Source organism: Streptomyces sp. NPDC028419 (assembly GCF_055565515.1).
Genome location: NZ_JBVHUE010000045.1, coordinates 19,995 through 32,986, shown reverse-complemented (window position 1 = coordinate 32,986; position 12,992 = coordinate 19,995). Strand labels below are relative to the sequence as shown.

Sequence of the window (12,992 nt, the reverse complement as noted above, 5' to 3'; positions counted from 1 at the left end):
CCTATGCAGACGCCCGCCCGAACCGTAGGGGGCGAGGGGCCCGGCCCGGTCCCCTACTCCCGCCCCGCGTACATCCGCGCGATCACGTCCTCGATGTCCGGCTCCCGCACCGACAGGTCCACCAGCGGGTACCGCGCCGCCACCGCCGCCACCAGCGGGGCCGCCGAAGCCTCCGCCGGGAAGGCCAGCCACTGCCGCGGCCCCTCCACCTTCACCACGCGCGCACCCGCCACCGCGATCGGCGGCAGGTCCCGCTCCAGGTCGACCACCAGCGTCCGTTCGCCCCGCCCCCCGGGCCCCGCCGCGTGCAGTCCGTCGAGCGGGCCGTCGTACATCAACCGCCCGTGGTCGATCACCATCACCCGCTCGCACAGCTGCTCGATGTCCTGGAGGTCGTGCGTGGTCAGCAGCACCGTGGTGCCCGACTCCCCGTTCAGCTCGCGCAGGAACCCGCGCACCTTGGCCTTGCTCACCACGTCGAGCCCGATCGTCGGCTCGTCCAGGTACAGCACGTCCGGATCGTGCAGCAGCGCCGCCGCGATGTCCCCGCGCATCCGCTGCCCCAGCGACAACTGGCGCACCGGTACGTCGAGCAGCTCACCGAGGTCCAACCGCTCCACGCAGCGCTCCAGATTGCGGCGGAAGCGCTCGGGCGGGATCCGGTACATCCTGCGCACCAGGCCGTAGGAGTCCTTCAGCGGCAGGTCCCACCACAGGGTGGTCCGCTGCCCGAACACCACCCCGATCCGGTGCGCCAACCGCGTGCGCTCGCGCGCCGGATCGATGCCCGCGACCCGCAACCGGCCGTCGGTGGGCGTCAGGATGCCGGTCAGCATCTTGATCGTGGTGGACTTCCCGGCCCCGTTGGGCCCGATGTAGCCGACCATCTCGCCCCGCCCGACCCCGAAGCTGATCCCGTCCACGGCCTTGACCTGCCGCTTCTCCCGACGCAGCAGGCCGGTCCGGCGCCGCACGTCGAAGACCTTGCGTACGTCCACCAGCTCGATCAGCGGTTCCACCACTGCACTCCTCGCTCCCTCGTCCGCCTCCGGATCCCGCACGTCCCGCCCACCTCCCGCCCGCGTCCCGCCCCCACCCCTCAGCTCCCGGTGCTCCGGTAGGAGCGCAGCCCCGCCCGCCACGCCAGCGACGCCGGTACGAGGACCAGCCCCGCGACCAGCGGGCTCACGAACGCCAGCCACCCCGGCAGCCCCAGCGGGTCGGGCCGCCCCAGCACGTACAGGGCCGGCAGCCAGTTCACGAAGGCCAGCGGCACCACGAAGGTCACCCCGCGCAGCAGCTCCTTGCCGAAGACCGTCGGCGGGTACTGGAGCATCGTGTTGCCGCCGTAGGTGAAGGAGTTCTGCACCTCGGCCGCGTCACCGGCGACGAACTGGAACGCCGCCCCCGCCACCATCACCGCCCCGAAGATCGCGGCCCCCGCCAGCACCATCACCGGCAGCAGCAGCACCCGGCCCGGCGTCCAGTCCACGTCCAGCGCCGAGACCGACCAGCCCAGCACCCCCAGCCCCTGCACCACGCGCCCGAGCCGCCGCAGCGCGAACCGGTCCGCCGCGACCTGCGCCAACACCGGCACGGGGCGCACCAGCATCGTGTCGAGCGAGCCGTCGCGGATCCGGACCCCGATCCGGTCCGTATTGCCGAGCAGCAGGTCGGCGAGGCCCAGGGACGCCGAGCTGGACCCGTACAGCAGGGCGATCTCCGGCAGCGTGAAGCCGCCGAGGACGTGCACGTGCCGGAACATGATGAAGATCGCGACGAAGTCCAACAGGCTCCCGGCCGCGTTGCCGAAGAGGGCGATGAGGAAGGAGCTCCGGTAGGTCATGGTCGCGCGGATCCACATCGCCACGATCAGGCCGTAACCGCGCAGCCCCGTGCCCGCCTGTCGCCAGAAGCCGAGCCGCTCCCCCAGCACGTGCGCCGACTCAGCCACCCTGGACCACCACCTTGCGCGTCGCCGCCGACTGCACCAGCCGGCCCGCGCCCAGCAGCGCGCACGCCCACACCGCCTGGAAGCCGAGCGCCCGCGCCGCGCCCAGGGCCCCCACCTGCTTGCCCATCAGCACGTCCAGCGGCACCTGGAGCATCGCGCTCCAGGGCAGCATCCGGACCACCTCGCCGAAGCCGCCGGGGAAGACGGTCAGGGGCAGCAGCATCCCGGAGAAGAAGATCGAGACGAGGGTGGCCATCATGTTGATCCCCGACCCGTCCAACAGCCAGAAGGCGCACAGCCCCAGCAGGTAGCGCAGCGCGAAGCTCACCACCAGCCCGAGCAGTACGGACACCAGGAAGAGCAGCCAACGCCCGGGTGCCGTGGGCAGCGCGAGCCGGAAGGCGAGCGCCCCGGCGAGCAGCGGGGCCACCCCGCGCCCCAGCAGCTGGAAGGCGGCCCGCCCCATGTCGGCGGCCAACCACCACATCTGGAGGTCCGCGGGGCGGTAGAGGTCGACGGCGATGTCACCCGTTCGGATGCGCTCCTGCATCTCCTCCTGGAAGCCGCCGCCGATGAGCGCGCCCGCGGCGAGCAGGGACTGGCTGACCCAGACGAAGGTCAGGGCCTGCGCCTGGTCGTAGCCGCCGAGGCCCGGTCGTTGGTCCCACAGCGCGATGTAGGTGTACGCCACGATGAAGCCGAAGACGGTGTTGGTGAACACGCCCGCGGCGGTCGCCGTTCCGTAGGTGGCGTAGCGGCGGAAGCCGCCCGCCGCGATCGCCGCATAGAGGTACGCGGTCCGGTGCACCGATTCCTCCGTTTGCACGTTGTTCCTACGACGGCCAAAGCGCGCGAGCTTAGTGCGGTGGGGCGATCCACGCGAGGGATTTACCCCCGTCCGGCGCGGAATCATTGGTCATCGGGTAGACACCATTAGGTACAGACACGGATATTTCGTATGGCGCCGAGGAGCCCTGGAGACATGAGCGACCAGTCACCACCGCCGGGCTGGACCCCTCGGGACCCGGACACCCCCGCCGAACCACCGGCCGAACCGGACGCCGTACCCACCCCCGAGCCCGAGCCCGCCACCGAGCCGGCGCCCGAGCCCGAGGCCGCCACCGAGCCCGAGGCCGCCACCGAGCCGGCCGACGTCGAGCCCGAGCCCGAGCCCGCATCCGGGCCCGTCCCCGAGCCCAAGCCCGCCGCCGAGCCGGCGCCCGAGCCCGACCCGAAGCCCCCCACCCCCACAGCGGCGGCGGCGGCAGCGTCCCCGGCCCCGCCCCCCACCGCCCCCGGCCCGCCCACGGGCCCCCGGCCGCCCAAGGGCAAGCGCAAACGGACCGGTTGGCGCCGCGCGCTCCCCACCTGGCGGATGCTGCTCGGCGCGTTCCTGCTGCTGCTCCTCCTGATCAGCGGTGTCCTGATCGCGGGCTACCTCCTGGTCAAGATCCCGCCCGCCAACGCCGCGGCCACCGCCCAGTCCAACGTGTACCTGTACTCCGACGGCTCCCCGCTCGCCCGCGACGGCGAGGTCAACCGCGTCAACGTCTCGCTCTCCGAGATCCCCCGGACCGTCCAGGAGGCCGTACTCGCCGCCGAGGACCGGGACTTCTACTCCGAACGGGCGGTCGACCCCAAGGCGATGCTGCGCGCCGCCTGGAACACGGCGACCGGCAAGGGCACCCAGTCCGGCTCCACCATCACCCAGCAGTACGTCAAGAACTACTACCTGGGCCAGGAACAGACCGTGGAGCGCAAGGCCAAGGAGTTCTTCATCGCGATCAAGCTCGGCCGGGAGAAGTCCAAGGACTACATCCTGGAGGGCTACCTGAACACCAGCTACTTCGGCCGCAACGCCTACGGCATCCAGGCCGCCGCCCAGGCCTACTACGGCAAGGACGTCAGCAAGCTGACCACCGCCGAAGGCGCCTACCTGGCCACCCTGCTCAACTCCCCCAGCGCCTTCGACGTCGTCGCCCACCCCCAGGGCCGCCCCCGCGCGCTCGCCCGCTGGAACTACGTGCTCGACGGCATGGTGAAGAAGGGCTGGATGCCCGAGGCCGAACGGGCCGCCACCGCCTTCCCCGAGCCCGGCAAGGTCCGTCCGGCGGCCGGCCTCTCCGGCCAGCGCGGCTACCTGGTCGAGGCGATCAAGGAGTACATCGTCGACCGCAAGATCCTCGACGACAAGACCTTCTCCGAAGGCGGCTACCGCATCACCACCACCATCGACAAGCGCCGCCAGAACGCCTTCGTCGACTCCGTGCAGAAGCAGATGCTGAGCAAGCTCGACCCGGAAGCCCGCAAGGCGGACCGGGTCGTCCGCGCGGGCGGCGCCTCCATCGACCCGGCCACCGGCAAGGTCGTCGCGCTCTACGGCGGCATCGACTACACCAAGCAGTACGTCAACAACGCCACCCGGCACGACTTCCAAGTGGCCTCCACCTTCAAGCCGTTCGTCTTCACCTCCGCCGTCGAGAACGACGCGCGCACCCAGGACGGCCGCACGATCACCCCGAACACCGTCTACAGCGGGGCCAACAAGCGCCCGGTGGTCGGCAGCCGGATCCCCTTCGCCCCCTCCAACGAGGACGACGCCTCCTACGGGAACATCACCGTCCGCACCGCCACCGACCTCTCCGTGAACGCCGTGTACGCGCAGATGGCGGTCGACGTCGGCACCGACAAGGTCAAGAAGACCGCCGTCGACCTCGGCATCCCCGAGAACACCCCCAACTTCGACGCGGGCCCGGCCATCGCGCTCGGCACCGTGCAGGCCAGCGTCCTCGACATGACCCAGGCGTACGCGACCCTCGCCGACCACGGCCGCTACACCCCCTACACCTTCGTCGAGAAGATCTCCAAGGGCGACGACACGGTCCCCCTCCCGGACCGCTCCGGGCGCCAGGCCGTCACCCGCGAAGCCGCCGACACCACCACGTCGATGCTGGTCAGCGTGGTCGACAACGGAACGGGCACGGCCGCCCTCGCCGCCGGACACCCCGCGGCGGGCAAGACCGGCACCGCCGAGCAGGACCGGGCCGCCTGGTTCGCGGCGTACACCCCGGACCTGGTCACGGTCGTCTCGATCATGGGTCAGGACCCGGACAAGGGCACCACCGAACCCCTCTACAACGCCCTGGGCGAGCCGCGCATCAGCGGCGGCGGCTACCCGGCCCGGATCTGGGCGGCGTACACCAAGGCGGCGCTCGCCGGCAGCGACCCGCAGGACTTCGACCTGGACCTCCAGCCCGGTGGCGGCCTGCCGCCCCCGCCGCCGGTCACTCCGGACTCCCCGTTCACCCGCCCCCCGGCCACCGACAACGGCGGCACCACCGGGACCCCCGGCACGGGAGGCACCACCGGCACCCCCAGCAACGGCGGCACCACGGGCACCCCGAGCAACGGAGGCACGACCACCACCGGCACCCCGAGCAACGGCGGCACCACCTCCGGGAACCGCGGCGGCACCACCCAGGGAGACCAGGGCGGCACCACCGCGGGCAACCAGGGCGGCACCACGGCGGGCGATCAGGGCGGTACGACGACCCAGGGCGACCGCGGCGGCACGACGCTGGGACCGGACCTGTTCGGTCAGTGACCGCCCGGTCAGTGACCGGAGGTCGCCTTGAGCCCCACGACGGCGACCAGCAGCAGACAGATGAAGAAGATCCGGGCGGCGGTCACGGGCTCACCGAGGACCGCCATTCCCAGCACCGCCGCCCCGGCCGCGCCGATGCCGACCCACACGCCGTACGCCGTACCGATCGGCAGCGTCTTCGCGGCGTAGGACAGCAACACCATGCTCGCGACGATCCCGGCGCCGGTGAACACACTGGGCCACAGCCGGGTGAAACCCTCGGTGAACTTCATGCCGATCGACCAGCCGACTTCGAGCAGACCGGCGAGCAGAAGCAGGATCCATGCCATGACGGGCACCTCCGGACGAGAACGGACATCAGGTGCGTCGTCTTGTCGGACCCGGTACGGCGCGTCTCGTCGGGAATCCCCTCCACCGTAGCAAAGGCCGCGGGAGGAGCGGCCGAAGGGCCGGTGACCTCGGTCACCGGCCCTTCTTCACGTTCCTGCCTTCACGTTCCTGACGGACTCAGAGGTAGAGACCGGTCGAATCCTCGGCGCCTTCCAGCCGCTCCGCGGCCACGGCGTGCAGGTCCCGCTCGCGCATCAGGATGTAGGTCGCCCCGCGCACCTCGACCTCGGCCCGGTCCTCCGGGTCGTACAGCACCCGGTCGCCGGGCTCCACGCTGCGCACGTTCTGCCCGACCGCCACCACGGCGGCCCAGGCGAGCCGCTTGCCCACGGCGGCCGTCGCCGGGATCAGGATCCCGCCGCCCGAGCGGCGCTCGCCCTCGGGCGTGTCGGACCGTACGAGCACGCGGTCGTGCAGCATGCGGATGGGCAGCTTGTCGTCGTGGGTGCTGTTCTCGCTCACGCCCCGAACCTACCCGTCCGCGTCAGGCGCGCTTGCGGCGGGCGCCCAGCGCCAGCAGCCCCACGAGGGCCACCGCCACCAGCGCGACGGGCACGATCCGCTCGATGCGCGGGGCCCCGTCGTCGTCGCGCAGGCCGCCCTTCACATCGGTGACGAGCCGGTTGACGGCGACGAAGGCGCGGCCCGCGGTGTGGTCCACGGCTCCGGCGACCTTGGCCTTGGCGTCCCCGACAATCGTCTTCGGGTGCATGCGCACGCCGATCTCGTCGAGCGTCTCGGCGAGCTGCTCGCGCCTGCGGACGATGTCCGCCTCGATCTGCTCGGGGGTCCTGGCTTCCGGCACCGCGCTGCCTCCGTCGTCGTGGTCCTGGTCGTAAGGGGCGTAGTCCGCCGTGAACAGTCTGTCAGCTTAGTCTCGTCCCGTACCGATCCCCTCCCGAGGAGACTGCTGAGACATGAGCGAGCGACTGCAGCCCGGCGACACCGCGCCCGCCTTCACCCTGCCCGACGCGGACGGCAACGAGGTCTCGCTCGCCGACCACAAGGGCCGCAAGGTCATCGTCTACTTCTACCCGGCGGCCCTCACCCCGGGCTGCACGAAGCAGGCCTGCGACTTCACCGACAACCTCGCCCTGCTGGCCACGGCCGGCTACGACGTCATCGGCGTCTCCCCCGACAAGACGGAGAAGCTGGCGAAGTTCCGCGAGAAGGAGCACCTGAAGGTCACCCTGGTCGGCGACCCCGAGAAGGAGGTCCTGACGGCGTACGGCGCCTACGGCGAGAAGAAGCTGTACGGCAAGACCGTCACCGGCGTCATCCGCTCCACGGTGGTCGTGGACGAGGAGGGCAAGGTCGAGCACGCCTTCTACAACGTCAAGGCCACCGGCCACGTAGCCAAGATCATCAAGGACCTGGGCATCTGACCCCGGTCCGGGGCCGGATCCGCCCCGATCGCCGCGCCCTCGCACAGGGATGGCGCGGCGATCGGTGGCACAACTCCGCACGAGCCGGCCCCCGGCAGCCTTAGACTGACCGCAGCGCACCGGGGGATGTCCATATCGACCTGGTATGCATGCGGTTGTGGTGGAATTGGCAGTCACGCTAGGTTTAGGTCCTAGTGGGGTAACACCCGTGGGGGTTCGAGTCCCCCCAACCGCACGTCAACGCCGAGGGCCCGGTACGCAGCCGCGTACCGGGCCCTCGGCGTACCGGTGTCAGCCCAACAGCTCCCGGACCACCGGGGCCAGGGCGCGGAAGGCCTGGCCGCGGTGGGAGATGGCGTTCTTCTCCGCCGCGGTGAGTTCCGCGCAGGTGCGGGTCTCGCCCAGCGGCTGGAGGATCGGGTCGTAGCCGAAGCCGCCGGCGCCGGCGGGGGCGTGGCGCAGGGTGCCCAGGAGGCGGCCCTCGACGACGCGTTCGGTGCCGTCCGGGAGGGCGAGGGCGGCGGCGCAGGCGAAGTGGGCCGCGCGGTGCTCGTCGCCGATGTCGCCGAGCTGGGCCAGCAGCAGGTCCAGGTTGGCCTGGTCGTCGCCGTGGGCGCCGGCCCAGCGGGCCGAGAAGATGCCGGGGGCGCCGTTCAGCACGTCCACGCAGAGCCCGGAGTCGTCGGCGACGGCCGGGAGCCCGGTGGCCTGGGCCAGGGCGTGGGCCTTGAGCAGGGCGTTCTCGGCGAAGGTGACGCCGGTTTCCTTGACGTCGGGGATCTCCGGGTAGGCGTCCGCGCCGACCAGCTCGTGCGGCAGGCCGGCGTCGGACAGGATCGCGCGGAGTTCGGTGACCTTGCCCGCGTTGCGGGTGGCCAGGATCAGGCGGGGGGTCGTCGAGGTCATGCGGCCATTATCCCGTGGGCGCACGGCGGCTCGCGGCCGGTCAGCCCGGGGTGCAGACCTTGGAGATCTCCTTGGCCGCGTCGGCCACCGGGGTGATGTCCGGGGTCTTGTTGCCGCTCTCGATGGAGGTGCGGACGTTCTGGACGGCCTTGGTCATGGAGTCGACGGCCTTGCCGAGGTCGGCGTTGTCGGTCTGCTTGCCGACCTTCTTCAGGTTCTGCTCGATCTGATCGAGCGCGTTCTGGGCGTCCTGGGGGCTGTTGCCGGCCTGGGAGACGGCCTGCTGGAGGTCGTTGGCGCCGTCCGTGATGGCCACCGCCGTGTTCGCGCAGTCCATCGCCGTGGAGATCGCGTCGCAGGAGGTCAGGGCGGGCACGGCGAGCGCGGCCGCCAGCAGGACGGCGGACAGGCGACGGTACTGGGACATGCGGGCTCCCCCGGGTGGCCGGATACGTGGACGGGCGCACGGCTTCGACACCGTGCGCCCGTACCCGTCATGACGCGCGACCGCGCCCGGCGGTTGCTACAGCTCCAGGGCGCCGCGCTGGATGGCCTCCAGGTCGGCGCAGCCGCCCGCGGCGAGGTCGAGCAGGGCGTTGAGTTCCTTGCGGTCGAAGGGCTCGCCCTCGGCGGTGCCCTGGACCTCGACGAAGCGGCCGTCGCCGGTGCAGACGACGTTCATGTCGGTCTCGGCGCGGACGTCTTCCTCGTAGCAGAGGTCGAGCAGCGGCTCGCCGTCGACGATGCCGACGCTGACGGCGGCGACGGTGCCGGTGAGCGGCTTGCGGCCGGCCTTGATCAGCTTCTTCTGCTGGCCCCAGGCGACGGCGTCGGCGAGGGCGACGTAGGCACCGGTGATGGCCGCGGTGCGGGTGCCGCCGTCGGCCTGGAGGACGTCGCAGTCCAGGACGATGGTGTTCTCGCCGAGGGCCTTGTAGTCGATGACGGCGCGCAGCGAGCGGCCGATGAGGCGGGAGATCTCGTGGGTGCGGCCGCCGATCTTGCCGCGTACGGACTCGCGGTCGCCGCGGGTGTTGGTCGAGCGGGGCAGCATCGAGTACTCGGAGGTGACCCAGCCTTCGCCGCTGCCCTTGCGCCAGCGCGGGACGCCTTCACTGAAGGAGGCGGTGCAGAAGACCTTGGTGTCGCCGTAGGAGATGAGGACGGAGCCCTCGGCGTGCTTGCTCCATCCGCGTTCGATGGTGACCGGGCGGAGCTGTTCGGGCGTACGGCCGTCGATGCGAGACATGGCTCCGAGCCTAGCCGGTGCGCGCCCGCCCCACGGCGTCGCGCGAAAGACCCCGCCCGGTGCGCCCGGACGGGGTCTTTCGTGTGCGGCCGCCGGGGCGGCCGGGGTGTGCGAGCCGGGTGGGCTCAGCTCACATCATGTCTTCGATGTCGGCGGCGATCGGGTCGGCGTCGGTGCCGATGACGACCTGGATCGCGGTGCCCATCTTGACGACGCCGTGGGCGCCGGCGGCCTTGAGCGCGGCCTCGTCGACCTTGCTCGGGTCGATGACCTCGGTGCGCAGGCGCGTGATGCAGCCCTCGACCTCTTCGATGTTCTCGATACCGCCGAGCCCGGCGACGATCTTCTCAGCCTTGGTGGCCATCTGTTTCTCCCTGAGTTCTACGAAGAACGAGTCTCGGCGGCGCATACTCCGCGTGAGCGTCCGCTCTGTCACGGTAGCCCACGGTTGGCCCACTTACATGGGCACATGTCCGGTATATGGCGAATCATAACGATCAGCATCAGCCTGGACGCGACCGCGCCGGAAGTGGTCTACACCAGTGTGCCGCAAGTGTCGCAACTGCCAAAAACGGGCCGCTCCGACGGCCGGCCAGGGAGGACGCCGATGAGCGCGAGCAGCGCCGCAGCAGTGCCGCAGCAGAAGTGGTGGAACGGCATTTTCCAAGGGCTCCAGAAGATGGGCCGGAGCCTCCAGCTCCCGATCGCCGTCCTCCCCGCGGCCGGCATCCTCAACCGCCTCGGCCAGGACGACGTCTTCGGCAAGGACGGGTTGGGCTGGACGGACGTCGCCAAGGTGATGGCGAACGCGGGCGGCTCGCTGCTCAACGCCGACCTGGGCCTGCCCCTCCTCTTCTGCATCGGCGTGGCCATCGGCATGGCCAAGAAGGCCGACGGATCGACCGCCCTCGCCGCGGTCGTCGGCTTCCTCGTCTACCGCGGCGTCCTGCACGCCTTCCCCAAGGCGTGCCCGGAGGGCACCAAGGACATCAAGGGCGGCTGCCTGGGGCAGGGCGACGCCTTCGCCGAGTACACCTTCCAGAACCCGGGGGTCTTCGGCGGCATCATCATGGGCCTGCTGGCCGCGTGGTTCTGGCAGCGCTACCACCGGGTGAAGCTGGTCGACTGGCTCGGCTTCTTCAACGGCCGTCGGCTCGTCCCGATCATCATGGCCTTCGTCGCGATCGCGTTCGCCGTCATCTGCCTGGGCATCTGGCCGGCGATCGGCGACGCGCTGCAGAGCTTCTCGGACTGGCTGGTGGGGCTCGGCTCGTGGGGCGCCGGGATCTTCGGCGTGGCGAACCGCGCGCTGCTGGTGATCGGCCTGCACCAGTTCCTGAACGTGCCGGTGTGGTTCCAGTTCGGCAGCTTCACCAAGCCGGACGGTCAGGTGGTCCACGGTGACATCGCGATGTTCCTGGCGGGCGACCCGAAGGCGGGACAGTTCCTGTCCGGCTTCTTCCCCATCATGATGTTCGCGCTGCCCGCGGCGGCGCTGGCGATCACGCACTGCGCGAAGCCCGCCCGGCGCAAGCAGGTGGGCGGCCTGATGCTGTCCGTGGGCCTGACGTCCTTCGTCACCGGCATCACGGAGCCGCTGGAGTACTCCTTCCTGTTCATCGCGCCGGTGCTGTACGCGATCCACGCGGTGCTGACGGGCGTGTCGATGGCGGTCACCTGGGCGCTGGGGGTGCACGACGGCTTCAGCTTCTCGGCCGGCCTGATCGACTACGTCATCAACTGGGGGTTGGCGACGAAGCCCTGGATGATCATCCCGATCGGCCTGGCCTTCGCGGTGGTCTACTACGTCGTCTTCCGCTTCGCCATCACGAAGTTCGACCTCGCGACACCGGGGCGGGAGTCGGACGAGGAGATCGCGCAGATGGAGCTGGACAACATCAAGTAGCCCGGCGCCGCCGCGGAGCGCGAGCCGCCGCGCGACATAGAGCGCCAAACGGGACGGAAGGCCATCCGTCCCGGGCGAGAAGGCCCTCGGACCCCTCGGGTCCGGGGGCTTTTGTCGTTCATGTCCAGATGTGTCCGCCGCCACGGAATTGGTGGGTTCCTTACGCAGACCTCACCGTGCTACAACTGGTCTACACCACTTAGTGGTGTAGACCACGTGGGCACGACCCCGAGGTCCCCCCCCTTTCTGAGACGCCGCCGTCCCCCAGTCTGTCCTCTGGCGGCGCCTGCCCACTGGAGGAAGTTGATGTCCACAGCCACCGCTGCGGAAAAGAAGAAGGGCGCGGGCGTGATGGCCGTCATGCAGCGCATCGGCCGGAGCCTCATGCTCCCCGTTGCGGTGCTGCCTGCCGGAGCGCTGCTCATCCGCCTCGGCCAGGACGACATGCTGGGCAAGGCTTCGCTGCCCGACTTCGTCAACAAGATCGCCACGTACATGGCGGCCGGCGGCGACGCGATCATCGGCAACATGGCGCTGCTCTTCGCCGTCGGCATCGCCATCGGCTTCGCCAAGAAGTCGGACGGCTCGACGGCCCTCGCCGCCGTCACCGGCTACCTCGTCTTCGCCAAGGTCCTGGGGACCTTCACCGACTCCAGCCTCCCGCAGATCGAGAAGGTCGTCGACCACAAGGTCGTCCTCGTGGACGCGCCCGTCGACGCCAAGGTCCTCGGCGGCGTCGTGATGGGCATAGTCGTCGCCCTGCTCTACCAGAAGTTCTACCGGACCAAGCTGCCCGACTGGGCGGGCTTCTTCGGTGGCCGCCGTCTGGTCCCGATCCTCTCCGCCTTCGCGGGTCTGGTCATCGGCATCCTCTTCGGCCTGATCTGGCCGGTGCTCGGCACGGGCCTGCACAACTTCGGTGAGTGGCTCGTCGGTTCGGGTGCGGTCGGCGCCGGCATCTTCGGTGTCGCCAACCGTGCGCTGATCCCCGTCGGCATGCACCACCTGCTGAACTCCTTCCCCTGGTTCCAGGCCGGCGAGTACAACGGCAAGAGCGGCGACATCGCCCGGTTCCTCGCGGGTGACCCGAGCGCCGGACAGTTCATGACCGGCTTCTTCCCGATCATGATGTTCGCCCTCCCGGCGGCCTGCCTCGCGATCGTCCACTGCGCCCGCCCCGAGCGTCGCAAGGTCGTCGGCGGCATGATGTTCTCCCTCGCGCTCACCGCGTTCGTCACGGGTGTGACCGAGCCGATCGAGTTCACGTTCATGTTCATCGCCCCGGCTCTGTACGCGGTCCACGCGCTGCTGACCGGTGTCTCCATGGCACTCACCTGGGCCCTCGGCATGAAGGACGGGTTCGGCTTCTCCGCCGGCGCCATCGACTTCTTCCTGAACCTCGGCATCGCGACCAAGCCGTGGATGCTCGTCCTGGTCGGCCTCTGCTTCGCGGCGCTCTACTACGCGATCTTCCGGTTCGCCATCGTCAAGTTCAACCTTCCGACGCCGGGCCGCGAGTCCGACGAGGAGCTGGCCGAGCTGGCCAAGGCCGAGGCGAAGTAGCCCTCAGCCACACCTGTTCAAGGTCCGAAGCCCCT

The 12,992-nt window shown here is 70.4% G+C and carries 14 protein-coding genes, 1 tRNA gene and 1 riboswitch; of the genes, 5 read left to right on the top strand and 10 right to left on the bottom strand.

The window, feature by feature from the left end; genetic code table 11:
• Positions 1-53: 53 nt before the first annotated feature.
• The 3 genes from ACZ4UB_RS35285 to ACZ4UB_RS35275 all read right to left on the bottom strand — a co-directional run bounded on the left by ACZ4UB_RS35285 (position 54) and on the right by ACZ4UB_RS35275 (position 2,762).
• Positions 54-1,061 (bottom strand): ABC transporter ATP-binding protein, encoded by a 1,008-nt coding sequence (locus ACZ4UB_RS35285; RefSeq protein ID WP_468076684.1) that lies wholly within the window; start codon positions 1,059-1,061, stop codon positions 54-56.
• 38 nt (positions 1,062-1,099) lie between these two features.
• The gene (locus tag ACZ4UB_RS35280) at positions 1,100-1,864 is read right to left on the bottom strand and encodes an ABC transporter permease (protein ID WP_354382556.1); all 765 of its coding nucleotides are present in this window, start codon (positions 1,862-1,864) and stop codon (positions 1,100-1,102) included.
• Positions 1,865-1,946: 82 nt separating this feature from the next.
• Positions 1,947-2,762, bottom strand: a complete 816-nt coding sequence (locus ACZ4UB_RS35275) for an ABC transporter permease (RefSeq protein WP_468076682.1) — start codon at positions 2,760-2,762, stop codon at positions 1,947-1,949.
• A 567-nt stretch (positions 2,763-3,329) separates the two neighbouring features.
• Between ACZ4UB_RS35275 and ACZ4UB_RS35270 the strand changes: the two genes are divergently transcribed.
• Positions 3,330-5,558, top strand: a complete 2,229-nt coding sequence (locus ACZ4UB_RS35270) for a transglycosylase domain-containing protein (RefSeq protein WP_468076734.1) — start codon at positions 3,330-3,332, stop codon at positions 5,556-5,558.
• 8 nt (positions 5,559-5,566) lie between these two features.
• Here the strand turns inward: ACZ4UB_RS35270 and ACZ4UB_RS35265 are convergent, their stop codons facing one another.
• The 3 genes from ACZ4UB_RS35265 to ACZ4UB_RS35255 all read right to left on the bottom strand — a co-directional run bounded on the left by ACZ4UB_RS35265 (position 5,567) and on the right by ACZ4UB_RS35255 (position 6,753).
• A complete protein-coding gene (locus ACZ4UB_RS35265; RefSeq protein WP_328298869.1) occupies positions 5,567-5,887 on the bottom strand; it encodes a DMT family transporter in 321 nt (106 codons plus the stop codon).
• 31 nt (positions 5,888-5,918) lie between these two features.
• Positions 5,919-5,989: riboswitch (guanidine-III (ykkC-III) riboswitch) on the bottom strand.
• Between the two features lie 76 nt (positions 5,990-6,065).
• Positions 6,066-6,410 (bottom strand): GroES family chaperonin, encoded by a 345-nt coding sequence (locus ACZ4UB_RS35260; protein WP_354382545.1) that lies wholly within the window; start codon positions 6,408-6,410, stop codon positions 6,066-6,068.
• 22 nt (positions 6,411-6,432) lie between these two features.
• On the bottom strand, positions 6,433-6,753 hold the full coding sequence (locus tag ACZ4UB_RS35255) for a DUF3618 domain-containing protein (protein ID WP_468076680.1): 321 nt from the start codon (positions 6,751-6,753) through the stop codon (positions 6,433-6,435).
• Between the two features lie 112 nt (positions 6,754-6,865).
• On the opposite strand from ACZ4UB_RS35255, the gene bcp reads away from it, so the two are divergent.
• Both bcp and ACZ4UB_RS35245 read left to right on the top strand, forming a co-directional pair.
• Positions 6,866-7,333, top strand: a complete 468-nt coding sequence (bcp, locus tag ACZ4UB_RS35250) for a thioredoxin-dependent thiol peroxidase (RefSeq protein ID WP_354382547.1) — start codon at positions 6,866-6,868, stop codon at positions 7,331-7,333.
• 151 nt (positions 7,334-7,484) lie between these two features.
• Positions 7,485-7,568: transfer RNA gene (locus ACZ4UB_RS35245), tRNA-Leu, on the top strand.
• A gap of 56 nt (positions 7,569-7,624) precedes the next feature.
• Here ACZ4UB_RS35245 and rdgB read toward each other — a convergent pair.
• From rdgB to ACZ4UB_RS35225, 4 genes are all read right to left on the bottom strand, one after another.
• A complete protein-coding gene (gene rdgB / locus ACZ4UB_RS35240) occupies positions 7,625-8,239 on the bottom strand; it encodes an RdgB/HAM1 family non-canonical purine NTP pyrophosphatase (protein WP_468076678.1) in 615 nt (204 codons plus the stop codon).
• A gap of 40 nt (positions 8,240-8,279) precedes the next feature.
• Positions 8,280-8,666, bottom strand: a complete 387-nt coding sequence (locus ACZ4UB_RS35235; protein ID WP_468076676.1) for a hypothetical protein — start codon at positions 8,664-8,666, stop codon at positions 8,280-8,282.
• A 96-nt stretch (positions 8,667-8,762) separates the two neighbouring features.
• Positions 8,763-9,488, bottom strand: coding sequence for a ribonuclease PH (gene rph / locus ACZ4UB_RS35230; RefSeq protein ID WP_354384431.1), 726 nt, complete (start codon positions 9,486-9,488; stop codon positions 8,763-8,765).
• Between the two features lie 130 nt (positions 9,489-9,618).
• On the bottom strand, positions 9,619-9,897 hold the full coding sequence (locus ACZ4UB_RS35225) for a PTS sugar transporter subunit IIB (protein ID WP_354384430.1): 279 nt from the start codon (positions 9,895-9,897) through the stop codon (positions 9,619-9,621).
• 198 nt (positions 9,898-10,095) lie between these two features.
• On the opposite strand from ACZ4UB_RS35225, the gene ACZ4UB_RS35220 reads away from it, so the two are divergent.
• Positions 10,096-11,394 (top strand): PTS transporter subunit EIIC, encoded by a 1,299-nt coding sequence (locus ACZ4UB_RS35220; RefSeq protein ID WP_354384429.1) that lies wholly within the window; start codon positions 10,096-10,098, stop codon positions 11,392-11,394.
• Between the two features lie 306 nt (positions 11,395-11,700).
• A complete protein-coding gene (locus ACZ4UB_RS35215; RefSeq protein WP_468076673.1) occupies positions 11,701-12,957 on the top strand; it encodes a PTS transporter subunit EIIC in 1,257 nt (418 codons plus the stop codon).
• Positions 12,958-12,992: the final 35 nt, after the last annotated feature.